20 protein-coding genes are annotated in these 20,639 nt (G+C 73.2%); 8 read left to right on the forward strand and 12 right to left on the reverse strand.

From position 1 onward, the window contains the following. Window positions 1-114 precede the first annotated feature (114 nt). On the reverse strand, window positions 115-732 hold the full coding sequence (gene wrbA / locus AC0OO9_RS04175; RefSeq protein ID WP_421451509.1) for an NAD(P)H:quinone oxidoreductase: 618 nt from the start codon (window positions 730-732) through the stop codon (window positions 115-117). A gap of 116 nt (window positions 733-848) precedes the next feature. Here wrbA and AC0OO9_RS04180 point away from each other — a divergent pair, with 116 nt between their 5' ends. Further along, the gene (locus AC0OO9_RS04180; protein ID WP_484515727.1) at window positions 849-1,337 is read left to right on the forward strand and encodes a GNAT family N-acetyltransferase; all 489 of its coding nucleotides are present in this window, start codon (window positions 849-851) and stop codon (window positions 1,335-1,337) included. Window positions 1,338-1,368: 31 nt separating this feature from the next. Here AC0OO9_RS04180 and AC0OO9_RS04185 read toward each other — a convergent pair whose 3' ends face one another. The 3 genes from AC0OO9_RS04185 to AC0OO9_RS04195 all read right to left on the reverse strand — a co-directional run bounded on the left by AC0OO9_RS04185 (window position 1,369) and on the right by AC0OO9_RS04195 (window position 2,951). Next, window positions 1,369-1,737 carry a DUF3037 domain-containing protein gene (locus AC0OO9_RS04185; protein ID WP_484515729.1) on the reverse strand — a complete coding sequence of 123 codons (369 nt, stop codon included), beginning with the start codon at window positions 1,735-1,737 and terminating at the stop codon, window positions 1,369-1,371. Then, on the reverse strand, window positions 1,734-2,492 hold the full coding sequence (locus AC0OO9_RS04190; protein WP_484515731.1) for a HipA family kinase: 759 nt from the start codon (window positions 2,490-2,492) through the stop codon (window positions 1,734-1,736). Before AC0OO9_RS04190 ends, AC0OO9_RS04185 begins: the two co-directional genes overlap by 4 nt. 69 nt (window positions 2,493-2,561) lie before the next feature. Then, window positions 2,562-2,951 (reverse strand): DUF4190 domain-containing protein, encoded by a 390-nt coding sequence (locus AC0OO9_RS04195; protein WP_484515733.1) that lies wholly within the window; start codon window positions 2,949-2,951, stop codon window positions 2,562-2,564. Window positions 2,952-3,079: 128 nt separating this feature from the next. Between AC0OO9_RS04195 and AC0OO9_RS04200 the strand changes: the two genes are divergently transcribed. Beyond that, the gene (locus AC0OO9_RS04200; protein WP_484515735.1) at window positions 3,080-4,189 is read left to right on the forward strand and encodes a winged helix DNA-binding domain-containing protein; all 1,110 of its coding nucleotides are present in this window, start codon (window positions 3,080-3,082) and stop codon (window positions 4,187-4,189) included. A gap of 182 nt (window positions 4,190-4,371) precedes the next feature. Next, window positions 4,372-5,106, forward strand: a complete 735-nt coding sequence (locus tag AC0OO9_RS04205) for a YsnF/AvaK domain-containing protein (RefSeq protein ID WP_484515737.1) — start codon at window positions 4,372-4,374, stop codon at window positions 5,104-5,106. A 60-nt stretch (window positions 5,107-5,166) separates the two neighbouring features. On the opposite strand, the gene AC0OO9_RS04210 is transcribed toward AC0OO9_RS04205, so the two are convergent. The 4 genes from AC0OO9_RS04210 to AC0OO9_RS04225 are packed head-to-tail and all read right to left on the reverse strand — an operon-like array spanning window position 5,167 to window position 9,554. Further along, window positions 5,167-6,372, reverse strand: coding sequence for an ABC transporter ATP-binding protein (locus tag AC0OO9_RS04210; RefSeq protein ID WP_421451519.1), 1,206 nt, complete (start codon window positions 6,370-6,372; stop codon window positions 5,167-5,169). Between the two features lie 9 nt (window positions 6,373-6,381). Next, window positions 6,382-7,215, reverse strand: a complete 834-nt coding sequence (locus AC0OO9_RS04215) for a carbohydrate ABC transporter permease (protein ID WP_121400801.1) — start codon at window positions 7,213-7,215, stop codon at window positions 6,382-6,384. A gap of 1 nt (window position 7,216) precedes the next feature. Beyond that, window positions 7,217-8,218, reverse strand: coding sequence for a carbohydrate ABC transporter permease (locus AC0OO9_RS04220; protein WP_484515740.1), 1,002 nt, complete (start codon window positions 8,216-8,218; stop codon window positions 7,217-7,219). Between the two features lie 46 nt (window positions 8,219-8,264). Then, window positions 8,265-9,554, reverse strand: coding sequence for an ABC transporter substrate-binding protein (locus tag AC0OO9_RS04225; protein WP_132238846.1), 1,290 nt, complete (start codon window positions 9,552-9,554; stop codon window positions 8,265-8,267). Window positions 9,555-9,785: 231 nt separating this feature from the next. Between AC0OO9_RS04225 and AC0OO9_RS04230 the strand changes: the two genes are divergently transcribed. Continuing rightward, window positions 9,786-10,364 (forward strand): mycothiol-dependent nitroreductase Rv2466c family protein, encoded by a 579-nt coding sequence (locus tag AC0OO9_RS04230; protein ID WP_151455254.1) that lies wholly within the window; start codon window positions 9,786-9,788, stop codon window positions 10,362-10,364. A 184-nt stretch (window positions 10,365-10,548) separates the two neighbouring features. Here the strand turns inward: AC0OO9_RS04230 and AC0OO9_RS04235 are convergent, their stop codons facing one another. Further along, window positions 10,549-10,989 carry a hypothetical protein gene (locus AC0OO9_RS04235; protein WP_484515743.1) on the reverse strand — a complete coding sequence of 147 codons (441 nt, stop codon included), beginning with the start codon at window positions 10,987-10,989 and terminating at the stop codon, window positions 10,549-10,551. Window positions 10,990-11,202: 213 nt separating this feature from the next. Here AC0OO9_RS04235 and AC0OO9_RS04240 point away from each other — a divergent pair, with 213 nt between their 5' ends. The 3 genes from AC0OO9_RS04240 to AC0OO9_RS04250 all read left to right on the forward strand — a co-directional run bounded on the left by AC0OO9_RS04240 (window position 11,203) and on the right by AC0OO9_RS04250 (window position 12,459). Then, a complete protein-coding gene (locus AC0OO9_RS04240; protein ID WP_484515745.1) occupies window positions 11,203-11,634 on the forward strand; it encodes a RusA family crossover junction endodeoxyribonuclease in 432 nt (143 codons plus the stop codon). A 47-nt stretch (window positions 11,635-11,681) separates the two neighbouring features. Further along, on the forward strand, window positions 11,682-11,957 hold the full coding sequence (locus AC0OO9_RS04245) for a hypothetical protein (protein WP_484515747.1): 276 nt from the start codon (window positions 11,682-11,684) through the stop codon (window positions 11,955-11,957). Window positions 11,958-12,078: 121 nt separating this feature from the next. Next, window positions 12,079-12,459, forward strand: coding sequence for a YccF domain-containing protein (locus tag AC0OO9_RS04250; protein WP_101415103.1), 381 nt, complete (start codon window positions 12,079-12,081; stop codon window positions 12,457-12,459). Window positions 12,460-13,479: 1,020 nt separating this feature from the next. Here AC0OO9_RS04250 and AC0OO9_RS04255 read toward each other — a convergent pair. The 3 genes from AC0OO9_RS04255 to AC0OO9_RS04265 form a co-directional block, all read right to left on the reverse strand. Beyond that, the gene (locus AC0OO9_RS04255) at window positions 13,480-14,187 is read right to left on the reverse strand and encodes an HAD family hydrolase (RefSeq protein ID WP_484515749.1); all 708 of its coding nucleotides are present in this window, start codon (window positions 14,185-14,187) and stop codon (window positions 13,480-13,482) included. A 552-nt stretch (window positions 14,188-14,739) separates the two neighbouring features. Next, window positions 14,740-15,492 carry a TetR/AcrR family transcriptional regulator gene (locus AC0OO9_RS04260; RefSeq protein ID WP_484515751.1) on the reverse strand — a complete coding sequence of 251 codons (753 nt, stop codon included), beginning with the start codon at window positions 15,490-15,492 and terminating at the stop codon, window positions 14,740-14,742. Between the two features lie 361 nt (window positions 15,493-15,853). Beyond that, the gene (locus AC0OO9_RS04265) at window positions 15,854-18,562 is read right to left on the reverse strand and encodes an MGH1-like glycoside hydrolase domain-containing protein (protein WP_484515753.1); all 2,709 of its coding nucleotides are present in this window, start codon (window positions 18,560-18,562) and stop codon (window positions 15,854-15,856) included. A gap of 42 nt (window positions 18,563-18,604) precedes the next feature. Between AC0OO9_RS04265 and AC0OO9_RS04270 the strand changes: the two genes are divergently transcribed. Beyond that, window positions 18,605-20,548, forward strand: coding sequence for an amylo-alpha-1,6-glucosidase (locus tag AC0OO9_RS04270; RefSeq protein WP_484515755.1), 1,944 nt, complete (start codon window positions 18,605-18,607; stop codon window positions 20,546-20,548). Window positions 20,549-20,639: the final 91 nt, after the last annotated feature.

Raw genomic sequence — 20,639 nt, forward strand, 5'->3', positions numbered from 1 at the left:
GTGCTGCGACCGGCGGCCTGGACGGGTCGAGAGCCCCCGCCCGGGCCGCCGGTCGCGCCGGTACCGCCGACCCGCTGGCAGCGCCGGTCCAGCCGGTGAACCGGCGGCGCCGGGTCAGCCGGCCAGGCCCGCCTTCAGCGCCGCACCGATCCGCACCGCGCGCTTGGCGGTCAACGCGGTGGCGCCGAGCGCGATGTCGTCCGGCGCCGTCTCGCCGTTGTTGCTGGTGTGCGAGGCGCCATAGGGGTTGCCGGCGACGAACTGGCTCGGGTCGGTGTAGCCGGGGGTCACCACGACCCCGCCCCAGTGGTAGAAGACGTGGAACATCGACAGCAGCGTGGCCTCCTGCCCGCCGTGCGAGGTGGCCGTCGAGCAGAACGCGGAATAGACCTTGTCCGCCAGGGCGCCCTGCGACCACAGCGGCCCGGTGGTGTCCATGAACTGCTTGAGCTGGGCGGCCATCACGCCGTACCGGGTCGGGGTCCCGAAGATCACCACGTCGGCCCACGACAGGTCGTCCAGCTGCGCCTCGGGGACGTCCTGGGTCTCCATCTGGTGCGCGTGCCAGCCCGAGTTGGAACGGATCGCCTCGTCCGGCGCCAGCTCGCGCACCTTGCGCAGCCGCACCTCGGCGCCCGCCTCACCGGCGCCTTCGCACGCCGCCTGCGCCATCTGGTACGTGATGCCGGTGGCGCTGTAGTAGATCACCGCGACCTTGGTCTGGGCAGCCATCGGGTGTTCCCTCCTCATGTCGGGTCAGCTCCCGCGACTACCCGATGATTGCGCCGTCAAACGGTCAGCCCCGGGGTCGCGCGTCCGGCCCGCCGGCCGCGAGCGATGCTGGGGACATGGAGATCAGAGCCGCGACGATCGACGACTGGCCGCTGATCTGGCCCTTCCTGCGGGCCATCGTGGCGGCCGGAGAGACGTACACCTGGCCGCGGGACGTCGAGGAGGAGCGGGCCCGGACGACGTGGCTGCTGCCGCCGCCGGGCCGCACGGTGGTCGCGGTCGACCCGGACGGCACGGTGCTCGGCTCGGCCAAGCTGGCGCCCAACCAGCCCGGACCGGGAGACCATGTGGCCAACGCCAGCTTCATGGTCGCCCCGGCCGCCGGTGGGCGGGGCGTGGGGCGGGCGCTCGGCGAGCACGTGCTGGCGCTCGCCCGCGCCGAGGGCTACCGGGCCATGCAGTTCAACGCCGTCGTGGCGACCAACACCCGCGCGGTGGCGCTCTGGCGGTCCCTCGGCTTCGAGGTGGTCGGGCGGGTGCCCGAGGCGTTCCGCCACCCGGCCCGGGGCTTCGTGGACCTGCTCGTCATGCACCGTCGGCTGTGACGTCCCGCCGCCGTCGGTGCCTCAAGCCGGCTCAGCGCACCAGCGTGTCCATCAGCCGCTCCAGCTCCGCTGGCGGATCGGCGGTCAGCCCGGTGTGCACCGGCCCGGTCTGGATCATCGTGCTGCGGGGGGCGGCCAGCCACCGGAACCGCTCCCCCAGGCGCATCCCGCCCGACGGGCCGTCGCCCGCGCAGGTCCGGTCCCAGGAATCCAGCACGGCCGCCACCGCGGCCAGGTCGATCTGCGGGGCCAGCGCCCGCACCCGGCCCGCGTCCAGATGGGTACGCACACCGAGGAAGTCCCGCCGCTGGCAGTAGAGCAGCACGCCGACGTTGACCTGCTCGCCGCGTTCCACCCGGGGCACCAGCCGCACGACGGCGTACTCGAAGGGTTCCCTCACGCCGCGCTCCCCTGCGGCAGCCAGTCGCCCCTGCGCGCGACCCGGCGGGCCAGATGGTCCACGTACGCCGCGCGGGCCGCGTCGGCGGAGTCGAAGTCGGTGCCGGTCAGCCAGCCGTCGGGCACCAGCGCCAGCACCTCGCCCAGCAGGTCCCGGGTCACCCGCGGGGCCAACTCGGCGTCCGCCTCGGCCACCCGGGTCGCGTAGGACGCCAGCACATGGTCGTCGGCCCGGTACGGCCGGTGCACCGCCGCCTCGGCGCGGGGCCAGTTGTGGTGGAAGTACAGGCACGCGCCGTGGTCGATCAGCCAGAGTTCGCGGTGCCAGACGAGCAGGTTGGGGTTGCGCCAGCTGCGGTCGACGTTCTCCACGTACGCGTCGAACCAGAGCACCCGGGAGGCGAGCGCCGGCTCGACGGGGTGCGCGACCGGGTCGTAGCCCAGCGCCCCGGGCAGGAAGTCCATGCCCAGGTTGGCGCCGCCACTGTTGCGCAGCAGCTCCTGCACCTCCTGGTCGGGCTCCGCGCGGCCGATCACCGGGTCGATGTCGAGCACCACCAGCGGCGGCACCGCCAGGCCCAGCCGGCGGGCCAGCTCGCCGCAGACCACCTCGGCGACCAGCGCCTTGGGCCCCTGCCCGGCGCCCCGGAACTTCGCCACGTACGTGCCGAGGTCGTCGGCCTCCACCACGCCGGGCAGCGAGCCGCCCTCGCGCAGCGGGGTGACGTAGCGGATCCCGCAAACCTCTCGGAGCACTGGACCACCCTAGTCGGGCGCGGGTGGCCGTACCGCGCACCCCGGCCTGCCCCGGCAGGGGCCGCCGGGTCAGGTGTCGAGGCGGTCGCGCAGGTCGTCGACCTCCTGCTGGATCCGGTTCACGCCGCCCTCGTCGTTGAGGAAGGTGGTGATCCCGGCGGCGAAGGCCAGCCCGATCAGCACCGCCAGGGCGCTGAGCACCAGCCCGCCGATCGCCACGCCCCGGCCGGTCACCCCGGGCCGACCGGCCATCTTCAGCCCGACGATGCCCAGGATCACGCCGACGATGCCGAGCAGCAGGCCGATCCAGGACAGGATCACGGTCAGCACGCTGATCAGCGCGGCCACCCCGAAGACCAGTGCGAAGGCGGCGGCGGCGCTGGTCTTGGCGGCCGGGCCGCCGCGGCCGGCGCGGGTCGGTACGCCGGCACCCCGGGCCGGCTCGCTGGACGCGGTCATGTCGCTCCCTCCGGGCGCGCGGACGGCACCCCTGCTGGCCGGCCGCTTTCCCGCCGCGACGGCGGTCATGCGTCGGATGTCGGAGGTCGGCCCTAGGCTGGTGCCCCATTCGAGCGGAGGAGCCCCCCATGCCAGCGGAGCTGACCGGGCGCGAGGCGCTCGCGCTGCGGATGACCGGCCTGCTGCTCCGCCCGCATCCCACGGCGGCGGTGGGCGGGGTCGAGGACATCGTGGGATGGTTCGGGGCCATGCAGGCGCAGGACCTGGCCAGCGGCATGTGGTCGCTCGGGGTGCGGCTGCCCGCGCTCGGCCACGCCGAGGTGCACGCCGCGCTGGAACGCCGGGAGGCGCTGCGCACCTGGCCGATGCGGGGCACCGTGCACCTCGTGCCGCCCCGCGACGCCCGCTGGATGCTGGAGCTGACCGGCGTACGCTCGCTGGCCGGCGCCGCCACCCGCCGCGCGCAGCTCGGGCTCACCGAGGCCGACGCGGACCGCGCGCTCGACGTGCTCGGCGCCGCGCTGGCCGGCGGCGGCCGGCTCACCCGGGCGCGGTGCCTGGCCACGCTGGAGGCGGCCGGCATCGACACCGGCGACCAGCGCGGCTACCACCTGCTCTGGTACGCCAGCGTCCGCGGCGTCACCTGCCTCGCGCCCAACGTCGGCACCGAGCAGACCTTCGCCCTGCTCGACGAGTGGGCGCCCGAGGCGCGCCGGCCGGAGCGGGACGAGGCCCTGGCGATGCTCGCCCACCGCTACGTCCGGGGGCACGGGCCCGTCACCGCCCGGGAGTTCGCCGGCTGGACGGGCCTGACGCTCACCGACGCGCGCCGGGGCCTCGCGGCGGCCGGCGACGCCCTGACCGTGGTGCGGGTCGACGGGCAGGAGGCGCTCGTCGACGCGGCCCTGCTCGACGCGCCCCGCGGGCCTGTCGACGACCTGCTGGTGCTGCCCGGCTTCGACGAGTACCTGCTGGGCTTCAGGGACCGCTCGCTGATGCTGGATCCCGCCCACGCCGACGCGGTCGTGCCGGGGCGCAACGGCGTGTTCCAGGCCACGGTCGTCCAGGACGGGCGGGTCGTGGGCACGTGGAAGCGCACGGTCGGCAGAAACCGGGTGACGGTAACGGTGTTCCCGCTGGTGCCCTTCGACGAGAGGACCCGGGCCCGGGTGGCGGGCGCGCTGGGCCGTTACGCCGACTTCCTGGGCCTGCCGCTGCGGATCGTCTGGCCCGACTGACAGCCGGGCCGACGGCGGCACGTCCCACGGGTCCCACCGGTCCCAGGGGCCCCGGTGGACCCGGTTTCGCCCCGGCGCGCCCGCCCGGCGGCCGGTGCTGCTCCTATCCGGCCGGCCATCGACGAATCCGCGCCGGCCGGCCGGGTATCCGGCCCGTGACACGAGAGGGAGGTAGACGACCCATGAAGCTCACTGAACAGCAGGCCAACTCGCTGTACGGGCAGGACGTCAAGGACCGCTCGGGTTCGAAGATCGGAAGCGTGGGCCAGATCTGGGCCGACGCCGCCGGCGAGCCCACGTGGGTCAGCGTGCAGACGGGCCTGATGGGCCGCAAGGAGTCGATGGCCCCGCTGGACAAGGCCCGGATCACCGACAGCGGGCTCACCGTCGACTACGACAAGTCGACCGTGAAGAACGCCCCGGCCGTGGACGCCGGCACCGACCAGCCGCTGGACACGACGCAGATCCAGCAGCTCTACGGCCACTACCGCCTGACGCCGCAGGCCCCGCCGAGCGCCGGCCGGGAACGGACGCCGGCCGCGGGCGAGGACATGATCCGCTCGGAGGAGCGGATGCGGGTCGGCACGGAGAGCCAGCCCGCCGGCACGGCACGGCTGCGCAAGTACGTGGTCACCGAGGACGTGCACACCACAGTGCCGGTCGAGCACGACGAGGTGCACGTGGAGCGGGAGCCCATCGCCGCCCGCGACGCACGCGGCATGCGCGCCGACATCGGTGAGGCCGAGCAGGAGATGACCCTGCGGGCCGAGCGGCCGGTGGTCGGCAAGGAGACGGTGCCCGTCGAGCGGGTCCACCTGGCCAAGGACGAGGTCGTCGAGGAACAGCCCATCGACGACCGGATCCGCCGCGAGCGGGTGGACGCGGACATCCCGGAACGCAGCCGGCGACGTCGCTGACCGCTGACACGGTGACGGGCGGGTGGGTCGGTTCGACCCACCCGCCCGTCCCGGCGTACGTCAGTCGGCGAGCGCGCCCGCCGCCCGTCCCTCGTGCAGGGTCAGGTTGCGCCCGTCGGACGGGTCGAACAGGTGGATCTTCTCCAGGTTGAACCAGACGCGCCGGGTCTGTCCCTCCTCGACCGGGGACTCGGCGGAGAGCCGGGTCACCAGGCTGGCGCCGCCGCCGCTGAAGTCCGCGCCCGCGTCGGCCGCCAGCTCCTCCAGTTCGGCGGCGCTGGCCCGCTCCCCCTCGACGCTGAAGTAGACGTACTTGTCGGAGCCCATCGACTCGACGATGTCGACCGGCGCCTCGAACTCCGCGCCCCGGCGGCGGGTGTCGTCGTCGATCAGCGCGGCGTCCTCGAAGTGCTCCGGCCGGATGCCGAGGATCAGCTCGCGCGGGGCGTCCGCCCCCTCCAGCTCGCGCCGGATCCGCTCACCGATCGGCACGTCGCCCAGCGCCGTACGCAGCGTGCCGTCCTCGACGGCGGCGTGCAGGAAGTTCATCGACGGCGAGCCGATGAAACCGGCGACGAAGAGGTTGCGCGGGTGGTCGTACAGCTCCTGCGGCGGGCCGACCTGCTGCACCGCGCCGCCCCGCATGATCACCACGCGGTCCCCGAGGGTCATCGCCTCGGTCTGGTCGTGGGTCACGTAGACGGTGGTGGTGCCCAGCTTCTTCTGCAGGCGCGACACGACGGTGCGCATCTGCACCCGCAGCTTGGCGTCCAGGTTGGACAGCGGCTCGTCCATCAGGAACGCCTTGGGCTGCCGGACGATCGCGCGGCCCATCGCGACCCGCTGGCGCTGGCCGCCGGAGAGGTTGGCCGGCTTGCGGTCCAGCAGCGCGGACAGCTCCAGGACCTTCGCCGCCTCCTCGACCTTCCGGTTGATCGTCTCCTTGTCCAGCTTCGCCAGCCGCAGCGGGAACGCCATGTTCTCCCGGACGGTCATGTTCGGGTAGAGGGCGTAGGACTGGAACACCATCGCGATGTCCCGGTCCCGGGGCGCCTTGTCGTTGACCCGCTGGCCGCCGATGCGCAGCTCCCCGGAGCTGATGTCCTCCAGGCCCGCGATCATGTTGAGGGTGGTGGACTTCCCGCAGCCGGACGGGCCGACCAGGATGACGAACTCGCCGTCGGCGATCTCCAGGTCGACGTCGGCCACCGCGACGGTCCCGTCCGGGAACTTCTTGCTCACCTTGTCGAGCACGATGTCAGCCATGAGTACCACCTATCCCTTGACTGCGCCGGAGGTCAGGCCGGAGACGATGCGGCGCTGGAAGAAGAGGACGAACAGGATGATCGGAACGGTGATCACCACGGCGGCGGCGCAGATCGCCCCGGTGGGGTCCTCGAACTGCGACTCGCCGGTGAAGAACGACAGCGCCACCGGCACCGTGCGCGCCCGCTCGGTGGAAGTCAGCGTGATGGCGAAGAGGAAGTCGTTCCAGCAGAAGATGAAGACCAGGATCGCCGTGGTGAACAGTCCCGGCGCGGCGAGCGGGGCGATGACCCGCCGGAACGCCTGGGCCTGGGTGGCACCGTCCATCTTCGCCGCCTTCTCCAGGTCCCACGGGATCTGCTTGAAGAACGCCGACAGCGTGTAGATCGCCAGCGGCAGCGCGAAGGTGATGTACGGCAGGATCAGGCCCGGCCAGGTGTCGAAGAGGCCGAGCTGCCGCTCGATCTCGAACAGCGGCGACACCAGGGACACCTGCGGGAACATCGCGATCAGCAGGGAGACCCCGACCAGCAGCCGCTTGCCGGGGAAGTCCAGCCGGGAGATCGCGTACGCGGCCATGGCGCCGAGCACCACGGCGATCACGGTGGCGATCAGCGCGATGCCGATCGAGTTGACCAGGGCCCGGACGAACTGGTCGGTCTGGAAGATCGTCCGGTAGTTGTCGAGCGTCCACTCCTGCGGGATGAACTTCCCGTCGGTCAGGGTCGCCGGCGTCTTGAACGACAACGACATGATCCAGAGCACCGGCACCAGCGCGAAGACGACCACGATGGCGTCCAGCAGGCCCCAGCGCAGCTTGGCCCGGGTGGTGGTGTCAGCCATCTCAACGCCTCTCCCCGTCGTCGCTGCCGGGGGCAGCGGTACCGAACAGCTTCACGAAGACGAAGGCGATGATCGCCACGGTGAGGAAGATCAGCACCGACATCGTCGACCCGATGCCGAGGTTCAGGCCCCGGATCAGGTTGTTGTAGGCGAGCATCGACACCGACGAGGTCTCGTTGCCGCCCGCGGTCAGCACGAAGATGTTGTCGAACACCCGGAACGCGTCGAGGGTGCGGAACAGCAGCGCGACCAGGATCGCCGGCTTCATCACCGGCAGCATCACCTTGGTGAAGCGCTGCCAGGAGGTGGCGCCGTCGGTGGAGGCGGCCTTGAGCAGGTCCTCCGGCACCAGGGCGAGGCCGGCCATGAGCAGCAGCGCCATGAACGGCGTGGTCTTCCAGATCTCGGCCAGCATGATGATCGCCAGCGAGCTGGCCCGCTCGGTCAGGGGCGCGCCGTCGCTGAACAGGTTGGCCAGGTAGCCCGTGCCCGGCGTCCACGCGTACCGCCAGGAGAAGGCCGCGACGACCGTGACGATGCCGTACGGGATCAGCGCGGCGGTCCGCACGATGCCCCGGCCGACAAGCGTACGGTGCATGATCAGCGCCAGTCCCATGCCGAGCACCAGCTCGACGGCGACGGTGACCACCGTGATCAACGCGGTGACCCCGAAGGCCGTCCACCAGAACTCGTTGGTCAGCACGGTGGCGTAGTTCTCCAGCCCGACGAACTGGCGCTCGGCGGGGAAGCGCAGGTCGTAGCGCTGCAGGGACAACCAGACCGAGTAGATGATCGGGTACGCGGTCACCAGCACCATGACCAGCGCGGCGGGTGCGCAGAGCAGCCAGCCCAGCCGGCGCTCGGCCTTCTTGTTCTCGCTCAGCGGGGCCTTGCGGCGGCCCCGACCGGCGCGCTGGGCCGGCACCTTGGCGTCCCGGCCGGGCCGGGCGGCCGTCTCGTCGGCGGCCACGTCGGCGCCGGCCGGCGTGGCGTTGACGCTCATGCCGCCACCTCCGGGCGGTCGGCGTCGAGTCGCCGGGTGCGCTGGCTCACGGCAGGACCCCCTTCGATTCGAGGGCGTCGGCGATGGCGTCGCGCAGCTCGTCGGCGGTCTGCTCGGGCCGGATCGCCGACGGTGGCGACAGGATCGCCGACATGACGGTGGAGATGCTCTGGTACGCCGGGGTCAGCGGCCGGACCGCCGGCTCCTTGAGCTCTTCGAGGATGGTGTCCCGCATCGGGTACGCCTCGGCCATCTCCGGGTCCGCGTAGACCTTCTCGATGGTCGGCGGCACGCCGTCGTTGACCGCGGAGAACTTCTGGTTCTTCTCGTTGCGGATGCAGCGGGCCGCCTCGAAGGACTCCTCGGGGTGCTTCGAGTAGGCGCTGACCGCCATGTTGATCCCGCCGATGGTGACCTTGCTCGGGGTGTTCTCGTCGACGCCCGGGACACGGGCCCAGCCGACCTTCTTCGCCAGCTCCGGGTCGGCCTCCTGCAGCGCCGGGTAGACGAACGGCCAGTTGACCTGGAACGCCCCGTCGCCGGACTGGAACTCCAGCCGGACCGGGTCCTCCGTGGCGTTGCTGAACGACGGCGACGTCACGCCCGACGTGGCGAAACGCTGGAGCTGCTCCAGCGCCCGCACGGTGCCCTCGTCCATGACGGCCTGCTTGCCGTCGTCGCTGAGGATCTTGCCGCCGGCGCTCTCGGCGAGGGTGTTGTAGAGGACGACGAGGCCCTCGTACTGGGCGCCCATGGTGAGCACCTGGTGCGGCTTGCCCTGCTGCTTCAGCTCCTGGGCGGTGGAGATCATCTGGTCCCACGTCTTCGGCGGCTGCGGCACGAGGTCCTTGCGGTACCAGAGCAGCTGGACGTTTGTGTTCTTCGGCGCGCCGTAGAGCTTGTCCTCGTAGCGCGCCGTCTCCAGCGGGCCGGCGAGGGTGCCCTGCTCGACCTCGGCCCGGTCCTGCCCGGTCCACTCCCTGATCCAGTCGGCGCTGGCGAACTCCTGGGTCCAGGTGACATCGAGGCCGAGGACGTCCATGCCGCTGTCCTGGGCGGCCAGCCGGCGGACCATCTGCACCCGCTGGTCGTCGGCCTGCCGGGGCAGCACCCGGTAGGCGATCTTGTAGCGCCCCTGGGCCTGCGCGTTGCAGTCGTCGACGACCTTCTGCAGGTTCTGCTCCGGCGGGTAGTACAGGTTGATCGTGGGTGTGCCGCCGTCCCCGTCGGAACCGCAGGCGGCCGCCATCGGTGCCACCAGCGTCAACGCCGCGGCGGCAGCCACCGCGCGCACGCGTGGCCGCCGTCGGCGTCCGGCCTTGTCAGGGTCGCTCATCACCCCTCCCCTCGTGTCGGCCAAGGCCGGGGAGAGGCTCCGCGCCCCGGCGCACGGCGAGCCGTTCGGGCCGTCTGACCAGCGGTTGCGTCGCCCGGACGTTTCGTGGCCCCAACACTGCCCGACCTGCGAAGTTGCGAAACCTGACGCTGCTGGGACGGCGCCGACAGCACCCGCTGTGGCGCGGATCACCGCCGTGCGGACCGGCCCGGTCGCCCGTAGGCTCGGCCGATGGACGCCACCTTCTTCCTCGACCCGGCCTGCCCGTGGACCTGGCGCACCTCCCGCTGGCTCGTCGCGGTCGCCGACGCCCGGGGCCTGCACATCGAGTGGCGGGCGTTCAGCCTGGCCATCCTCAACTCGGGCGGGGTGCCGCCGGAGTACGCAGACGCGATGACCGCCTCCAGCCGGGCGCTGCGGCTGGTGGAGGCGCTGCGCGCGGAGGGCCGCCACGACGACGTCGCCCGGTTCTACGCCGAGGTCGGCGCCCGCAGCCACGACGCGGGCAACCCGCTGTCGGCGAAGATCGTGGACGCGGCCGTCGAGGCGGCGGGCCTGCGAGAGGCCGCGCCGGCGCTCGACGACGACCGCTGGGACGAGGCGGTACGCGAGTCGCACGCCCTGGCGTACGCCTCGGCCGGCCCGGACATCGGCGCGCCGGTGCTCATGGTCCCGGGCGCCGAGCGGGGCATCCACGGCCCGATCCTGACCGAGGTCCCCGGCACCGACGACGCCCTGACGATCTGGGACTCGCTGCTACCCCTGATCCGGATGCCGGCCTTCCACGAGGTCAAGCGCGCCCGCCACTGACCTGCGGCCTCGCCTGCCCCGGGCCGGCGGCCGTCGACTGCCCCGCGCCTGCGGCCGTCGACTGCCCGGGCCGGCGGCAGTCGGCTGCCCCGCGCCTGCGGCCTCGCCCTCCCGGGCCGGCGGCAGTCGCCTGTTCGGGTCTTTCCGGGCGAGGCGCCTCGCCCGCTCGGCGCGGCCGGCCCTGTCAGGGCCCGACCCGGCGCCGGCTGGTCATCGCGCGCACCAGCAGCACCACCCAGCCGATCGCGGCGAGCGCGCCGGCCCCCGCCAGCCCGGCGAAGAGCAGCCAGGTGTCGCCGCCCTGAACGGCGAAGACGCCCCGACGGGCGCCGGTGTCGCGGGCCGCCACGGTGGTCCCCTGGGCCAGCCGGTCCGGCCCGTCGTAGACGATGACGTCGTGACGCGGCGTCCCGTCCCCGTGCGGGACGAAGTCGCCGTACCAGACGCAGTAGCGGCTGCACCTCTCGTGCAGGGCGGTGAACGTGCCCGCCGTGCCGCCACCGGACTTCGCCTGCCAGGCCGGGGCGACGTCGGGTACGCCGAGTGCCAGCCCGAGGAGGGCGAGGAAGGGAAGCCCTGCCCAGAGCAGGATTTTCCTTCCCCAACCAGCCGCTCCATCCGCCACGACCACACCGTAACAAGATCGCCCCACCCCCGGCCCCGCCTCGTTGATCATGAGGCTGGCGTGGCGATTCATCCGTTTCGTCTCGGCCGATCTCATGATCGGCGTCGAGCGCCCCCGGGCCGGTCGGTCCGCCCCGATCGGTGGGTTCTCGCGGGAACCGCCGCCGCCGCCGGTTGCGTTGGGCAGGATCGTTGCCAACGAGGAGGTGCCGTCGTGCAGGACACCCGCGCTCTCGCCCTGACGTTCGAGGTGAGTGGCCTGCCACCGGTCAGGACCGAGGCGCTGTCCGTCTTCGCCGCCGGGCACCGGCAGGCAACGAGGGTCCGCGCCCTGCTTCGGGCGGCCTGCGAAGCGGCCCAGCGCACCGGCTGGACGCCGCTGTCGGGGCCGATCGAGGTGGACCTCGTGCTGCGCTGCCCGCCCGGGCACCGCACCTCCGACGCCAGCACCCTGCTGGGCGGGGTGTGCGCGGTGCTCCAGGACAAGAAGCGGGTGGCCAGCATCGGCCTGGCCCACCTCGGCGTCCTGGTGGACGTCGCCCTCTACGACGACGACCGGCAGATCCGCCGGCTGTCGTACGCGCAGGAGCCGGCGGAGGAATTCTCGTACCGGGTGCGGGTGGCCGCCGCACCGCACGTGGTTTGACCGACGGCCGCGGTGGGGTACCGCGGACGCCGACGAAGGGAGCGCCGATGTCGGAGCCACATGTCACGCTGAACCCTCGCGGGCTCGATCCCGTGCAGCAGAAGCTGCAGGGCCCGCTGGAGGACCAGTTGACCTCGGCGTTGCAGGCCGCCACGGAACGGGTCAGCGCCAGCTACGCCGGTGAGCCGGTGGAGCAGGTCTGCCAGCGGCTGCTCGACGAGACGCGCTCGGGGCTGCACCCGGACATCGCCGCCGGCTTCGATCCCGACATGGACGAGTTCTGCCGGGTGGCGGTGGCGATCGTGCGCCGGGAGACCTCCTGAGGCGTACGCCCCGTCGCTCCCGCCCGCCCCGGGTCCGGTGGCGGGCGGTCCCACGCTGCGGGGCGCCCGACGGGGCTGGACGGCCGGCACCGGGTGGCACCGGTCGGTCATGCTCGAAGACATGATCCGGTTTGTGCTCAACGTGCTGTGGCTCGTCTTCGGCGGCGGCATCGTCCTCGCCGCCGGCTACGGCATCGCCGCGCTGATCTGCTTCGTCCTGGTGGTCACGATCCCGTTCGGCGTCGCGTCGCTCCGGCTCGCGGTCTACTCGCTGTGGCCGTTCGGGCGCACCGTCGTGCCCAAGCCCGGCGCCGGGATCGCCTCCGGGCTCGCCAACGTCCTCTGGGTGGTGCTCGCGGGCTGGTGGCTGGCCCTGTCCCACGTCCTGGCCGGTGTCGCGCTGTGCCTCACCGTCATCGGCATTCCGTTCGGGATCGCCAACTTCAAGCTCGTTCCCGCCGCGATCTGGCCCCTCGGACGCGAGGTCGTCGACGCCCCGTGACGTGCCCGGCAACGTTCGTTACCGGCCGGGCCGCCACGTCCCGGGCCGAGCCGGCGGGAGCTGTCCGCGCCCTGCAGCCCTCCGCAGGGCTCGGCCGCAGCGGCCCGCGACGGTGATCAGCCGGCGCAGTCAGGCGACCAGTGGGCCCACCCGCCGGCCCGCTGACGCCCCGGTCACCGACCTCGGCTCGGCCGCGTACTCGCGCACCAGCGCCGGCAGCAGGTGACGCCCGGCCTCGCGCGAGTGGGGCTGGAGCAGGTACGCGTTGGCCAGGTCGGCCAGGCGCGGTCCAGCCGAGCGGCGGAGATCCCGAACTGCCGGGCGACCCGCTCGGGCTGGCGCAGCGCGTCGGGTGCCGCGCCGAGCAGGGCGAGGATCCGAGTGGGCACTGGAAGCCGTTCACAGGGTTGAGGCCGAGCCGTCATCGGCCGGGCCCCAACTCATGTCCGCAGTTCCGTCGAAAGATGCCGAGCGCTCGGCCCGCCTACTCAGGGCTGCACAACGCCGATCACGTTTTCCGCCGGGACCGGCCCAAGCCTTTCATGATCGTCGGCTCCGACGGCGGGTCTTCCGCCGTCGGACGGCGCGACGGGGAGGCGATCCGCCGGGGGTGTCAGGACCGGGGCCGCAACTCCCCGGTCCTGCCCCCAGCCGTCCGGCGTCGTAACGGACGCACCGCGTGAGCACGTGGGCGTGGCACGCCGCCCACGCCGGGCTCGACGCGGCGAGCCTGCCGCCTGCACTCAGCTCCGTGTGCCCGGCAACCGGACTTCGGCACGCTCCCGGCCCACCCCGAAGGGCCGTGAGCGCCGAATCAGGCTAGGCGTGCCGCCGGGGCCCGGACAAGGACGAGCCGGGGCCGAGGCGGCGTGATTGATGTCAAGGTGGAAAAGCGGCATGTCGACGTAACACGCCCCTCGGGGCCAACGCTGTTTCCCGTCGAGACGACCATTGTGTCCGGTGCGCCGCCGCCGCTCCCCGGACGGCCCGACTGCGGCTCCCCGGCCGCGCAGCCGCGGCTCAGAAATGGCGCAGCAGATCGGGAAACGCGGACAGCCGCAGCACGCCCGGGTCGGCCGGGTCCAGCTCGTCGTGCTCCAGCACCCAGGTGTTGTCGTTGGGGATGAACACGGCGTTCAGCCCGGCGGCACGGGCGGGCAGGATGTCGGACTTCGGGGAGTTGCCGATCATCCACGTGACGGCGGGGTCGACGCCGTGTTCCCGGACGAGCCAACGATAGGTGTCGACGTCCTTTTCCGGCACGATGTGCGCGGCCCGGAAGTGGTGCAGCAGACCGCAGGCGTCGAGCTTGCGCTGCTGCTCCTCGCGTTCGCCCTTGGTCAGCAGCAGCAGGTGGTGCCGGGCGGCCAGGACGTCCAGCGCCTCGGCCACCCCGGGCATCAACTCCACCTGGTGCGCGACCAGGGCCGCCGCCAACTCCTCGATATCGCGCCGCTCCGCCTCGGTCGCGGGCCGCTGCCGCAGTCGCTCCAGGCACTCCCCCAGGCTGCGCAGGAACACCTTGCTGCCGTAGCCGTGCGCGACCGCGTTGGCCCGCTCGATGTCGTCCAGGATGGCCCGGGTCTCGGCCCGGTCGAGGGTCGGATGGTCCAGCCACTCCAGGAAGTCGTCGATCACCCGCTCGAACAGGACGTTGTTCTCCCAGAGCGTGTCGTCGGCGTCGAAGACGAGCACCTGCCCGTCGCGGCGGCGAATCGCGTTCCCCATGCCTCCCCGTCCTCTCCCCGCGATGCGACGCGACTCCGGGCCGTGCTGACGGAGACGCACCCAGCTGATCTTGGACAGTTACCGTGCGGTGCGCACCGTAACTGTCCAAGATTCCGAGCGGCAAGCGAGTTGCGAGCGGTCGGCGGGGCGGCGGGGCCGCGCAGGTTGTGGCCAGGGAGGGGCCGAGCCGCGGAGTCAGGGGCCGAGCCGCGAGATCCGGGGCCGAGCCGCGAGATCGGGGGTCGGGCCGCGAGATCGGGGGTCGGGCCGCGAGATCGGGGGTCGGGCCGCGAGATTGGGGGTCGGGCCGCGGAGTCAGGGGCCGAGCCGCCGGGTCAGGGTTGGGCTGCGGGGTCGGAGGTCGAGCCGCCGGGTCGGGGGTCGGGGGTTGGGCAGCCGGGTCCGGGGGGCGAGCCGCCGGGTCGAGGGGCGGGGGTTGGGCAGCCGGGTCCGGGGGGGGGCGAGCCGCCGGGTCGGGGGTCGGGGTTGGGCCGCCGGGTCGGGGGTCGAGGGGCGAGGGGCGAGCCGCCGGGTCGGGGTTGGGCTGCGGGGTCAGGGGGCGGTGAACACAGCGGACATGATCATTTCCTCGCGCTGTTCCTGAACGTCCGGGCGCAGCCGCCCGCCCCGCGTCAGCATGACCGTGCCGTGCAGCAGCGCCCACCCGACCTCGGCGAGGGTGTCGGGGTCGCGGCCGGCAGCCAGTGGCGTCAGGGCCGCGCGCAGCTCGGCGGAGGCCGCCCGGGGCGCCCCGGGCCCCGGGTCGCGGCCCAGGGTGAGGTCCGAGGTGTGCGCGAGCATCGCGTCGTAGACCTCGGGGTTGGCGTACGCGAAGTCCAGGTAGGCCGTCACCACGGCCGGCCACTGCCCGCGTTCGCCTCCGGTGGCGGTGTCCCGGGCGGCGGCGAGCGCGGCGGCCAGGTCGGCGAAGCCGAGCACCGCCACGGCGGACATCAGCGCGGCCGGGTCCGGGAAGCGGCGGTAGAGGGCCTCGATGTCGATCCCGGTCCGCTCGGCCAACCGGCGGTGGGTCACCGCCGCCCACCCCTCGGCCTCGGCCAGCTGTCGGGTGGCCAGGACGAGACGCTCCCGCTCGGCCGGCGCGGCGTCTGCTTCCTCTGCTGGCGACACGCCGCCGATGCTAGCGACCGTCACCGCCCGTGAGGCATCCGCGACGGATTGACGACTCTGCCCCCGGCGCGTCGCCGTCGCCATCGCCGTCGCCGTCGCCATCGCCGTCGCCGTCGCCATCGCCATCGCCATCGCCATCGCCATCGCCATCGCCATCGCCATCGCCATCGCCATCGCCAGAGATCTTGGTACGGGCGCGCCCCCAGAGGGGCCGATTCCTGCCAAGATCTTCCCCGTTCGCCTCGCCGTGCCGCGACCGTTCGGGGAGCGGGCCGGCCGAACCGGGCCAGGACGGGCCACGCGCGGCGGAACGGGGGCGCGGCGGGACAGGCTGAGGGCAGCGGGGGCGAGCCAACCCCCGTACGCGCCGGCTCGGCGGCCTGACCCCGCCCTGACCCGCCTCCGGCACGGCGGGCACGGCCCCGCCTCCGGCACGGCGGGCACGGCCACGCCTCCGGCACGGCGGGCACGGCCACGCCTCCGGCACGGCGGGCACGGCCACGCCTGCGGCACCGCAGGCACGGCCCGCCCGGACTCAGCGGCGCAGGGTGAGGATCAGGTCGGCGACCAGGGCCGTCCAGCCGGTCTGGTGCCAGGCGCCCAGCCCGGCACCGTTGTCGCCGTGGAAGTACTCGGGGAAGCAGATCAGGTCCCGCCAGTCCGGGTGGGTCTGGAAGAGCTGGGCGGCGCCGTAGATCGGCCGCCGGCCCCAGTCGTCGCGGGTGAACAGCGAGATCAGCCGCGCGGAGAGGTCGTCGGCGATCTCGTCGAGGGTCCGCTTCACCCCCGAGCGCGTCGGATACTCCACCTGGAGGTCGTCGCCGAAGAAGGCGGCGTAGTCGCGCAGCGCGCTGATCAGCAGGAAGTTGGTCGGCATCCAGATCGGGCCGCGCCAGTTCGAGTTGCCCCCGAACAGGCCGCTTGTCGACTCGGCCGGCTCGTAGCCGACGCTGAACTCCTGGCCGCCGAGGGTCACCGAGAACGGCTTGTCGAGGTGGGCCCGGGACAGCGTGCGCAGGCCGTACTCGGAGAGGAACTCGTCGGTGTCGAGCATCCGGGCGAGCAGCCGGGCGATCTGCTCCGGGCCGACCATGGACAGCAGCCGGTGCTGGCGGCCGTCGGGCCCGAGCCGTCGGGCGCCGATGACGTCGGCGTACTCGGGGCGGTTGGCGAGGAACCAGCGCAGCCGGGCGTGCAGCTCGGGCAGCCGGTGCAGGGTGTGGGCGGTGAGCCGGGTCGTCGCGGCCAGAGGCAGCAGGCCGACGACCGAGCGGACCTTCAGGGGCACCTTCGAGCCGTCGGCGAGGCGCAGCACGTCGTAGAAGAACGCGTCCTCGGCGTCCCACAGGCCCTGTTCGTACGCGGCGGCGGCGATGTAGGCGAAGTGCTCGAAGAACTTGGTGGCGGTGTCGACCCAGGTGCGGTCGTGCTCGGCAAGCACGACGGCGATGTCGAGCAGGTTCAGCGCGTACATGCCCATCCAGCCGGTGCCGTCGGACTGCTCCAGCACCCCGGCCACGGGCAGCGCCGCCGACCGGTCGAACGGGCCGACGTTGTCCAGCCCGAGGAAGCCGCCCTCGAAGACGTTGTTGCCGCCGGTGTCCTTGCGGTTGACCCACCAGGTGAAGTTGAGCAGCAACTTGTGCATGACCCGGGCCAGGAAGTCGTGGTCCCGGCTGCCGTCGATCTCGAAGACCTTCAGCGCCGCCCACGCGTGCACCGGCGGGTTCACGTCGCCGAACGCCCACTCGTACGCCGGGATCTGGCCGTTGGGGTGCAGGTACCACTCGCGGAGCAGGAGCAGCAGTTGTTCCTTGGCGAAGCCGGGGTCGACCCGGGCGATGCTGACGCAGTGGAAGGCCAGGTCCCAGGCCGCGTACCAGGGATATTCCCACGGGTCGGGCATGGAGATCACGTCGAAGCTCGTCATGTGCCACCAGGCGCTGTTGCGCCCGTGCCGGCGGCCCGGGGGCGGGGGCGCGGAGCCGGGATCGCCCTCCAGCCAGCGCTTGACGTCGAAGTGGTAGAACTGCTTGCCCCACATGAGCCCGGCGATCGCCTGCCGGGCGATGAGGGTCTCGTCCGGTGTCGCGGCGGCCGGGATGACGCCGGCGAAGAACCGGTTCGCCTCCGCCCGCCGGGCCCACACCACCGCGTCGAAGCCGTCACCCAGGTCCGCCGGCGGGGGCGGGGCGCCGCCGGGCGGTGGGGCGGTACGGGTCAGCCGCAGCCGGATCCGCCGCTGCGCCCCGGCTGGCACGTCCAGCACGTAGTGCAGCGCGCCCTTGGTGCCCTCCCTGGCCGGGTTGACCGTCGGGGCACCGTCGACCACGTGGTCGTTGATGCCGTCCTTCGGGTAGGCGGAGCGGCCGGGCAGCCCCCAGAGCCGCTCGGCGTTGGTGTCGTTGTCGCAGAGCAGCGGCGTGGGCTCCCCGTCGCCCTCCAGCAGCAGCTGGCCGAGCACCCGGTGCTCGCCGACGAGCCGCGATCCCTCACCGACCAGCCGGGGCACCCGGTCGCCGCCGGGCAGCCCCCAGGCCCAGGTGTTGCGGAACCAGAGGGTGGGCAGCACGTGCAGGGTGGCCGCCCGGTCGCCCCGGTTGGCGACGGTGACGACGACGCACAGGTCCGTCGGGGTGGCCTTGGCGTAGTCGACCGTCACCGCCCAGTAGCGGTCGTCGTCGAAGATGCCGGTGTCGACCAGCTCGTACTCGGTGTCGTCCCGGCCGCGCAGCGCGTTCACCGCGACCAGCTCGTCGTACGGGAAGGCGGCCTGGGGGTAGTGGTAGCGCCAGCGCATCCACGAGTGGGTGGGGGTGGAGTCCTCGTACCACCAGTACTCCTTGGCGTCCTCGCCGTGGTTGCCGCCGTCGCCGCCGAGGCCGAACATCCGCTCCTTGAGGATCGGGTCCCTGCCGTTCCACAGGGCGAGGGAGAAGCAGAACGTCTGCCGGTCGTCGCAGACGCCCGCCATGCCGTCCTCGCTCCAGCGGTAGGCTCTGGACCGCGCGTGGTCGTGCGGGAAGTAGTCCCAGGCCGTACCGTGCTCGCTGTAGTCCTCCCGTACCGTCCCCCACGCCCGCTCGGACAGATAGGGACCCCATGCGCGCCAGTCCTGTTCCCCGGCGTCGGCCTGAGCCAGCCGGAGCCGTTCGGGGTCGGGCGCGGAGTTGTCGGGGGGCGGCACGTCGGTGATCACTCGGACATCTTCGACGCCGCCGGGGGACTTCACCACAGGAGCCATTCTCGTCGTGGTGTGTTGCACGCCGCCGCCGGTGGAGGAAAGTTGATCGACATTCGCTTCGGTCCGCAGGTCTGCGGCGACCTGACCGCCGGGGCCGCCCGGGAGTGGCTGGTCACCGACGGTCTGGGCGGCTACGCCACCGGCACGGTGAGCGGGCTGCGTACCCGCCGGTACCACGGGCTGCTGGTGGTGGCGGGCGAGACGCCGGCGTCCCGCCGGGTGGGACTGGTCGGCCTGGACCCGGCCGTGCTGTTTCCCTCCGGCGCCCGGGTGCGCCTCGGCGCGCACGAGTGGGCCTCCGGCGACGTCGACCCGCGCGGCTTCGAGCTGCTGGAGCGCTTCGACCTGACCGACGGCCTGCCCCGGTGGCGCTGGCGGATCGGCGACGTGGTGATCGAGCGGGAGCTGGCGATGACGCACGGCCGCTCCTGCGTGGCCGTCGTGCACCGGCTGGTCTCCGGCGGGCCGGTGCGGCTCGAACTCGCGGCGGCCTGCACCTGGCGGGACGCGCACGGCGAGCGCCGTGCCGACGGCCCGGTCCCGAGGGTGGAGCCGGTGCCGGGCGGGGCGGTGGTCGAGGGCGCGTTCCGGCTCGCCGGGCCGGACTGGACCCCGCAGGGACAGTGGTGGCTCGGCGCGCACCACCGGGAGGAGGCGGCGCGGGGCCTGAACCCCGACGAGGACCTCTGGTACGCGGGCCGGTTCTCGGGCGAGCTGGAGCGCCCGGGCGACACGGTGCCGGTGCTCGCCTGGGCCGGCGAGCTGGCCGAGGAGCCGCCGCCGGCTTCCGAGGTGGTCGCGGCGGCCCGGGCCCGCAACCGGCGGGTGGTGGCCGCGGCGAAGCCGGCCGACCCGGTCGAGGCGACGCTCGCGCTGGCCGCCGACGCGTTCGTGGTCCGCACCTCCACCGGGCCGGACGTGGTGGCCGGCTACCCGTGGTTCGGCGCCTGGTCGCGGGACACGATGATCTCCTACGAGGGGCTGTTCCTCTGCACCAACCGGGCCGACGAGGGCCGGGAGCTGCTGCGGGCGTACGCGGCGACGCTGTCGGAGGGGATGCTCGCCAACACCGCCGACACCGGGCGGGTGGAGTACAACACCGTCGACGCGACCCTGTGGTTCCTGCACGGGGTCAGCCGGCACGTCACCGTCACCGGCGACACCGACCTCGGCGACGAGCTGCTGCCCGCGCTGCACGGGGTGGTCGACGCGCACCTCGCCGGCACCCGCTTCGGCATCGTCGTCGACCCGGCCGACGGGCTGCTCACCCAGGGCGGCACCCCGGGCACGGCGCTGACCTGGATGGACGCCCGGGTGTACGGGGTGCCGGTCACCCCGCGTACGGGCAAGCCGGTGGAGGTCAACGCGCTCTGGGTCAACGGGCTGGCCGGCCTGGCCGAGCTGACCGAGCTGGCGGGGCGGGACGCGGGCGAGCTGTGGTGGCTGCACGAGCGGGCCGGCGCCGCGTTCCGGCACCGGTTCCCGGCCCCGACGGGCTGGCTGCACGACGTGGTGGACGCGCCCGCGCCGGCGTACCCGCTGGGTGGCGCCGCGCAGCACGACGACGACCTGCTGCGCCCCAACCAGCTGCTGGCCTGGTCGCTGCCGTACGCCCCGCTGGAGCCCGACGAGCCCACCGTGCGCCGGGTCGCGGGCGGGCTGCTCACCCCGCTGGGCCCGCGCAGCCTCTCCCCCGACGCGCCCGAGTTCGTCGGGCGGCACCGGGGCGGTCCGGCCGAGCGGGACGGCGCCTACCACCAGGGAACCGTCTGGCCGTGGCTGCTCGGCCCGTACGCCGACGCCGCCCGACGGGCCAAGATGCCGGTCGATGACCTTTTCGTCGGCATCGAGGCCCATCTGACCGAATATGGCCTAGGATCGGTGAGTGAGACGGCCGACGGACTCGCGCCGCACGCCGCCACCGGGTGCCCGTTCCAGGCGTGGTCGGTCGCCGAACTGCTACGCGCCCGCAGGAACGGCCGGTAGCGCTTTACACGACCGCAACGGCGGCGTCTCCGGCGGTTAGCCAGCCGCCAGCAGGATGGGTCCCGTTCCAGTCCCGACCGTCGCGGACACC

The sequence above is a fragment of the Micromonospora sp. USAFONa4 genome, from assembly GCF_057197825.1.